Consider the following 5,564-nt stretch of genomic DNA (forward strand, 5'->3'; position numbering starts at 1 on the left):
ATTCTTTTGGTAAGTCATAGTCAAATTCCCTGGTTAGCATGGTACCTCATTCACTGATAGTCAGTCTTCCGTCAAATTTCCCCTGGTTATAATAGTGTTCGATGATCTCCTGGAAATTATACCCTGCCGCGGCCATGCCCGCCGCGCCCCACTGGCTCATACCAACCCCATGGCCAAAGCCTCTCCCTCGAAAAGATATTTGATCGGCTCCCGTGGCCAGCCGCGCCGTGGTCTCATAACCTTTCACATATAATTCGTGATTCAAGGAAACAGGCCTGACGCCTTCCCGAGTCACCACGGCTAACGGGATACTGCCGCCGGTCAGGTTCTGCACTTCCCGGCCGTCGAACACAGCCGGGGAAGCACCAAATTCAACGGAATATAAAGTGCTGTTCAGCCCAAAAACTGACCCGGCTTTTTCCCCTGAAAGAAGAACGGTGCCCTCGGTTCCGGCAATTTCCAACTGGTAAACCCGCTGTAAACCGGGGGCATCTCCCGGTACCTCGTCCCCGTAGGGTGTCAAGGAAATGACCCGACCTACTTGAATGGCTTCGCCCGGGTTCAGGCTGTTCCAATTGGCGATCTGTTGCTGCAGCTCATTGATGGTAAAACTCTTTGTCCATTGGTAAGTGTTCACCGGCCAATCTAAGGCGAACTGCTGGGAAAACTCCAATGCGTAAGCATCAAAGGGAGACGGAACGGGTTTTAGGTAAGGACGTTCGCCGCCCCATACCTTCGCACTGTCCGCCGTATAGCCACCGGCATTGGCGTGAAACACGGCTTCAATGAGTGCCCCGTCATAATAGATTCTCAAGCCTCTAGTCTCATCTACGGCTTGTCTAATCTTGTCACCACCGGGCACCAGTTCAGCTTCATACCCCCCATAAACTTGATCTCGCGTCCCGGCGGTCACATCATAGTAAAGGGAAGCACCGGTGCGACCCAGCACATATGTACGAGATACTACGGCCTGAGCCTTTAAGGCTTCCAAAGGAAAGGAAGCCGGCATTTCCTGCGGCAGCACCCCGTACAAGTATTCTTCTACCGGTAGAAGGTTAATCACCAATAAGCTCTGGCCGGCATCCACAATATGTAGACTGCCCCGGTATCGCTTGTTCTCAAAACTGAACAGGGGGTCCCCTGCTTCTCCGGCTCGGAGGAGCACACCACCGGAGACGGCAATACTGCCGGGTTCTCCTTCCCGCTGCAGCTTAAGAGTGTTTCCGGCCCGGAAAACCATCCAACGCTCTCCCGGCAAAGGATCAGCCAGCCTCAAACCGGTACCGCTGTCGATCAATTCATAATCTCCCTGCACCACAAGAAACCCGGCGCTGCTATATTCTTGCTTCAAAAGCACCCTGACGGCATCATCCGCGCCGGCTGCCGGGGCTAATCCCAAGAGCATCACAAAAAACAGGAAGAACATGGATACCCATCGAAAAAACCGCAAGGAACTACTCCTCTCCCCAAAGATGACATCAAATACAGAACTTTTTTCGACAAAGGATCCCAAAGTCCTTCACAAAACTACCAAACTAGCGTCTAAAAAGATTCAATAGAACGGTGAGAATAACGCTCAGAATAATACAAGTCACAATAGGAAAATAGACTGTCAATCCTTCTCTTTGGACAAAGATATCCCCCGGCAACCTGCCTAAAGGCAGGATGCGACTCATGCCCCAGATGAGTAAACCTAGACAAGCGATGCCAATACCGATATAGATCAGCATTTTGCCAAAAACATCGCCAGGGTTCATGGAGCTCACCTCTTCTTAATCTAGCTTCCCAACTATAGAATTCGCCCGTTCCAAATCCTCCGGGGTATTGACATTGAAAAACACTTCCCCGGTAATACCCCAGGCCGCGAGCTTTTCCGCCTCGATGACTTTAACGTTCAGATAAGGATAGATGTGGGTGATCTTCCTTGCCTCCCCCTTTAATGCCGTTTCAATGACGGGGATGCAGTCTTTGCCGTAGATCCCATGTAACGGCTGTAACCCGTCGGCGGTCCTGACAGCAACGACATCATAGCCCGGTGCTTCTTCCAGCATCAAAGAAGCCAGCTGTGTACTGACAAAGGGCATATCGCAAGCTACAACCAAATTGTAATTTGATGTACTGCAGATGAGTCCGGCATGCATACCGGATAAAGGTCCCAGGCCGGGTATAAGATCGCTAACGACTTTCACCTGTAAGTAATCATATGCCCCGGGCCTGTTGGTCACGACGATGATTTCTTGGAAATCATTCTTGACTTTGTCTATGATCCTTTCAATTAACGGCTGGTTGCCGACGGTAACAAAAGCCTTATCTCGTTTCATGCGAGAGCTTTTTCCCCCGGCCAGAATAATAATTGATGCATTCAATTCCTTGCACCTCATTCGGATTTTTGGCTGGGCTGAACAAAACTTTCAGCCGCCGCTTCCTGGGAGACCAGGTCATCCTCATAATCAATGACCTTTGGCTTGACCAAACGTGAAACCAGAATACTCCCCTCATATAGAAGGATAAGAGTACCGGCCATGAATACTTGGGAGATCACATCCGGGGGCGTCAACACGGCTCCTATGACAAAACTGGCAAACACAACATATTTTCTATTTTTTACTAAGCTGGCCGTCGTAAGGAAACCTAACCTGGTCAAAAACAGCACCACCAATGGCAGCTGGAACATGAAACCGAAGGGGAGCAGGAACGTCAGCAGAAAGGAAACGTACCGGCTCACCGAGATCATGGCTTCCAGGCCTTCCCCGGCTACCAGCAGCAGAAAATTGGTAACGAATTTAAAAACCACGAAAAACGCAAAGAGCACACCTGAGACAAAAAGGATCAATGAGATCGGAAACAGAGTGATGATAATGCGCTTTTCATTGGGGTGCAGAGCAGGCACAATAAAGCTCCACACCTGCCAAAAAACAACGGGAGAAACCAGTACAACCCCTGCCACTACGGAAATCTTCACTTTGGTGAGAAAAGCCTCCGTCATGGAGATATATACTAGGGGAACATTGTAATCCTCTAGGGGAGCGGTAAGAAAACCCAGTAAGAAATCTCCCCATAAAAAGAAGCTGACGAATGAGCCGAGCAAAATAGCCACCAGACTTACAATTAACACCTTGCGCAGCTCTGTCAAATGCTCCACTATGGACATGTTTTTATCATCCATCATATCCTCTCCTAACTGCCGCCAGTAGCATCATCATTTCATGCTTGTTCTTTAAGATAATCATCCAAAACCATCTGCCCCTCTGCCCGGTCAGGTACCGGCAGCCCAAAATAGCGGTAAGTATGAGGCGTCACTATCCGGCCGCGGGCAGTCCGGTGCAGGAACCCTTGCTGGAGCAGGTAAGGTTCGTATACATCCTCCACCGTATCCGGCTCTTCCCCGATGGTAGCCGCCAGCGTATCCAGTCCCACCGGGCCCCCGCCAAACTTGTGAATGATGGTGATCAGCATCTGTCTGTCCGTTTTGTCCAGCCCCTGCTCATCGATTTCCATCATCGTCAACGCCTCCCTTGCCACTTCCTTGGTAACCAGGCCGTCGGCCATGACCTGGGCGAAGTCCCTGACCCGCTTGAGCAAGCGGTTGGCGATCCTGGGAGTGCCCCTGGAGCGGCAAGCAATTTCATAAGCGCCTTCTTCTTCAATTTGCATATTTAGAATGGAAGCTGAACGCAAGACGATTTCTTTTAGTTCAACCGGAGAATAGAATTCGAGTTTGCTGATTAAGCCAAACCGGTCTCTTAAAGGAGACGTGAGCAAACCGGCTCTCGTCGTGGCGCCGATTAAAGTAAAACGGGGCAGGTCCAATCTAATGCTCCTGGCACTCGGACCTTTGCCCAGCACGATGTCTATTACAAAATCTTCCATGGCAGGATACAGCACTTCCTCCACCTGGCGGTTTAAGCGATGGATCTCATCAATAAACAGAACATCTCCTTCTTCCAGGTTAGTCACGATCGCAGCCAAATCTCCGGCCCGTTCAATGGCCGGCCCGGAAGTAATCTTGATTTGGGCTCCCATTTCATTAGCCACAATATTCGCTAAGGTAGTTTTACCTAAACCGGGGGGGCCGTACAACAATAAATGATCCAACGCCTCTCCTCTTTGCTTGGCTGCCTGGATAAAAATAGACAGGCTTTCTTTCACCTTCGCCTGGCCGATATAATCCTCTAGAGTTTTCGGTCGCAAGCTGCTTTCTATGTCACTGTCCAAAACTGTGTGCTCGGATGTTACCAGCCTCTCCTCCAAAGCGCTACCCCCTCCTGGCCTTTGCTGTCTCTTTCAGCACAAAACGAATCAGTTCCTGGGGGGAAGCCTCCCGCCCCAGCACCTCCAGTCCTCTAGTTAAAAAGGGCCATACTTCCTGTTTTTGATAGCCTAGACTTTGCAATCCTAAAATGGCATCAGAAATGTTAGCCCCCTGTTCTTCTGTCCCGGGTGGCCGGAAAGCCGCGTCTGCCGGGCAGGACAGCTTATCCTTTAATTCCAGGATCAACCGCTGCGCCGTTTTCTTCCCCACACCGGGCAGCTTGGTCAAATAGTTGAGATCCTCGTTTATGATGGAATAAACGAAACGGTTCTGGTCGATGGAACCGATGATATTTAAAGCTCCTTTCGGCCCGATACCTGAAATGGTAAGCAGTTTCTTATACAGTTGGAGGTCTTCTTTGTTTACAAAACCGTACAAAGCAACGCTGTCCTCCCGCACCTCCAAATGGGTGTACAACTCTATTTTACTCCCGACGGCAGGCAGGGAGATCAGGGCATTGGCGGGAAGCAGTACCTGGTAGCCAACACCTCCGACGTTAATCAGGATGCTTTCCCCTTCTATCTCTTGCAAGATACCTTGTAAATAACCTATCATGCCTGTCTCTTCCTTTAACACACGCAGTTAACAATAATGAGACAACAACCTATTCATCTTATGAGCATGGGCATGGCAGATGGCTAGCGCCAGTGCATCAGCGGCATCATCCGGGGCAGGTAATTGCTCCAGTTTCAGCAACAGCCGCACCATCTCCTGGACCTGCCTTTTTTCGGCTCGCCCATAGCCTACTACGGCCTGTTTCACCTGCAGCGGGGTATATTCAAAAATGGGCAGCCCTTTCTCCACACCGGCCAGCAAGATCACACCTCTGGCCTGGCCCACCGTCAGGGCTGTCTTGGTATTCTTATTGAAGAACAACTCTTCTACCACCAGGCATTCAGGCCGGAAATCCCGGATAAGCTCTAAGATTAAATCAAAAATCTGCTTCAGCCTCTCCGGCCCGCTGTCTTTCGGGGAGGTACGAATACAGCCGTAATCCACAAGCCGGTAATTGGATTGGCCGCTGCTGTCGATGATACCGAATCCCACGGTGGCGGTGCCCGGATCTATGCCCATTATCCTCACAAGGCTCACCTCTCGTTAGTATTCTACATGTAAAAGTCATCCCCTGCAAGGTAAATGGACATGTTTGTGCCCGGACCTCGGGCCCAGTCCGGCCAAAGACAAAAAAACATGGCTTAATCGGGATATGGCTCCCTCTTAAACCATGTCAACACTAAGATTGGTATTCATC

General features: G+C 50.3%; 7 protein-coding genes. All 7 read right to left on the reverse strand.

What is annotated here, in order from left to right; all coding sequences use genetic code 11:
• Window positions 1–46: 46 nt before the first annotated feature.
• Window positions 47–1,450 (reverse strand): SpoIID/LytB domain-containing protein, encoded by a 1,404-nt coding sequence (locus tag GXX34_08010; GenBank protein ID HHW07453.1) that lies wholly within the window; start codon window positions 1,448–1,450, stop codon window positions 47–49.
• A gap of 85 nt (window positions 1,451–1,535) precedes the next feature.
• Entirely contained in the window at window positions 1,536–1,757 is a 222-nt protein-coding gene (locus GXX34_08015) for a DUF2905 domain-containing protein (GenBank protein HHW07454.1), read from the reverse strand.
• A 15-nt stretch (window positions 1,758–1,772) separates the two neighbouring features.
• Window positions 1,773–2,366: a molybdenum cofactor guanylyltransferase gene (locus GXX34_08020; GenBank protein ID HHW07455.1), complete on the reverse strand. Its 594-nt coding sequence runs from the start codon at window positions 2,364–2,366 to the stop codon at window positions 1,773–1,775.
• Between the two features lie 11 nt (window positions 2,367–2,377).
• Window positions 2,378–3,151, reverse strand: a complete 774-nt coding sequence (gene tatC, locus GXX34_08025; GenBank protein ID HHW07456.1) for a twin-arginine translocase subunit TatC — start codon at window positions 3,149–3,151, stop codon at window positions 2,378–2,380.
• A 53-nt stretch (window positions 3,152–3,204) separates the two neighbouring features.
• On the reverse strand, window positions 3,205–4,251 hold the full coding sequence (gene ruvB, locus GXX34_08030; GenBank protein HHW07457.1) for a Holliday junction branch migration DNA helicase RuvB: 1,047 nt from the start codon (window positions 4,249–4,251) through the stop codon (window positions 3,205–3,207).
• A gap of 4 nt (window positions 4,252–4,255) precedes the next feature.
• A complete protein-coding gene (ruvA, locus tag GXX34_08035) occupies window positions 4,256–4,867 on the reverse strand; it encodes a Holliday junction branch migration protein RuvA (protein ID HHW07458.1) in 612 nt (203 codons plus the stop codon).
• A gap of 27 nt (window positions 4,868–4,894) precedes the next feature.
• Entirely contained in the window at window positions 4,895–5,395 is a 501-nt protein-coding gene (ruvC, locus tag GXX34_08040) for a crossover junction endodeoxyribonuclease RuvC (GenBank protein ID HHW07459.1), read from the reverse strand.
• Window positions 5,396–5,564 lie beyond the last annotated feature (169 nt).

The sequence above is a fragment of the Clostridia bacterium genome (assembly GCA_012840125.1).
In the GTDB taxonomy this organism is placed as follows: Bacteria; Bacillota; DULZ01; order DULZ01; family DULZ01; genus DULZ01.

Coding starts and splice junctions, on each gene's coding strand:
- GXX34_08015 (HHW07454.1), bottom strand. CDS start 1,757: ATGAACCCTGGCGATGTTTTTGGCAAAATGCTGATCTATATCGGTATT.
- tatC (HHW07456.1), bottom strand. CDS start 3,151: ATGTCCATAGTGGAGCATTTGACAGAGCTGCGCAAGGTGTTAATTGTA.
- ruvA (HHW07458.1), bottom strand. CDS start 4,867: ATGATAGGTTATTTACAAGGTATCTTGCAAGAGATAGAAGGGGAAAGC.